Raw genomic sequence first — 1510 nt, 5'->3', positions numbered from 1 at the left:
GGTCGCCGACTGGTTCTCCGACCGGTTGATCCCTTAGACGCATGAATTCGTCCGGGGGCTCAGCGCCCCCGGACCGTTCCGTGACCCGTGACACGCGGATTCCGTCACCCGCAGATTCCAGAGGGTCGGCAGGCCTGCCTCCGCGCGGATGCCGTCGTTCTCGCCAGGAGGTTCCGTTGCGCCGCACTGTTTTCCACGCCGACCACGAGGAGTTCCGCAAGACCGTCCGTGCCTTCGTCGAGGCCGAGGTCGTGCCCGTGTACGACACCTGGTACAAGGACGGCATCGTGCCGCGGGACTTCTACCTCAAGCTCGGCGAGCTCGGTGTCTTCGGGATCGAGGTCCCGGAGGAGTACGGCGGCGCGGGTATCGCGTCGTACAAGTTCCAGGCGGTGGTCACGGAGGAGACCGCGCGGGCCGGAGTGTCGTTCGGCGGCTCCGGCCCGCAGGTCGCGCTGTGTCTTCCCTATCTGAAGGCGCTGGCAACCGAGGAGCAGAAACGGCGCTGGCTTCCCGGGCTGGCCACCGGCGGGATCATGTTCGCCCTCGCCATGACCGAACCCGGTACCGGCTCCGACCTCGCCGGGATGCGGACGACCGCGAAGCTGTCCGAGGACGGCACGCACTACGTCCTCAACGGTGCGAAGACCTTCATCACCGGCGGCGTGCACGCGGACCGTGTGATCGTCTGTGTGCGCACCGCGCCGCCCCGCGAGGACGACCGGCGGTACGGGATCTCGTTGCTCGTCGTCGACACCAGGTCGGCCGGCTATACGGTCGGCCGCAAGCTCGACAAGCTGGGGCTGAAGGTGGAGGACACCGCCGAACTCGCCTTCGCCGATGTGCGCGTACCGCGCGAAGACCTCCTCGGCGAGGAGAACATGGGCTTCCGCTATCTCGCCCAGAACCTGCCCCGGGAACGCATGGGCATCGCCTTCGGCGCTTACGCGCAGGCCAAGGCCGCCATTCGTTTCACCCGGCAGTACGTCCTGGAACGCCATGTGTTCGGCAAGCCGCTGGCCACCTTCCAGAACACCAAGTTCGAACTGGCGGCGTGCAAGGCGGAGATCGACGCGGCGGAGGCCGTCGTCGACCGCGCTCTCGACGCCTACGACGCCGGGGAGCTGTCGGCGACGGACGCGGCCTCCGCGAAGCTGTTCTGCACCGAGGCCGCCGACCGGATCATCGACCGTTGCCTCCAACTGCACGGAGGCTACGGCTACATCAACGAGTACCCCATCTCCCGGCTGTACGCCGACAGCCGGGTGAACCGGATCTTCGGCGGCACCAACGAGGTCATGAAGATCATCATCGCCAGGGAGATGGGGCTCTGAGTCCCGGGTGGAGACTCGGGTGACACCCCGTCGAACGGGCATCGGGGGGGGAAGAGGGGGGGGGGGTTCGCGGCTGCCCCGTGCGGGGGGGGCTGCACACGCTGGAAGGGGGGGGATAGGATGGGGGGGGGGTTGGGTCGGTGTGCCACAAAGCTCTCCCTCCAACAACAACCCCA

At 67.7% G+C, this 1510-nt stretch carries 1 protein-coding gene; it reads left to right on the top strand.

The annotated features are described in order from the left end of the window. Positions 1-176 precede the first annotated feature (176 nt). On the top strand, positions 177-1334 hold the full coding sequence (locus tag ACFU95_RS43520; protein ID WP_152173033.1) for an acyl-CoA dehydrogenase family protein: 1158 nt from the start codon (positions 177-179) through the stop codon (positions 1332-1334). The last annotated feature ends 176 nt before the right edge of the window (positions 1335-1510 follow it).

The organism is Streptomyces sp. NPDC057623 (assembly GCF_042800355.1).
Lineage (GTDB): Bacteria > Actinomycetota > Actinomycetes > Streptomycetales > Streptomycetaceae > Streptomyces.
The sequence above is the reverse complement of the archived record's forward strand: the minus strand, read 5'-3'. Positions and strand labels throughout refer to the sequence as shown.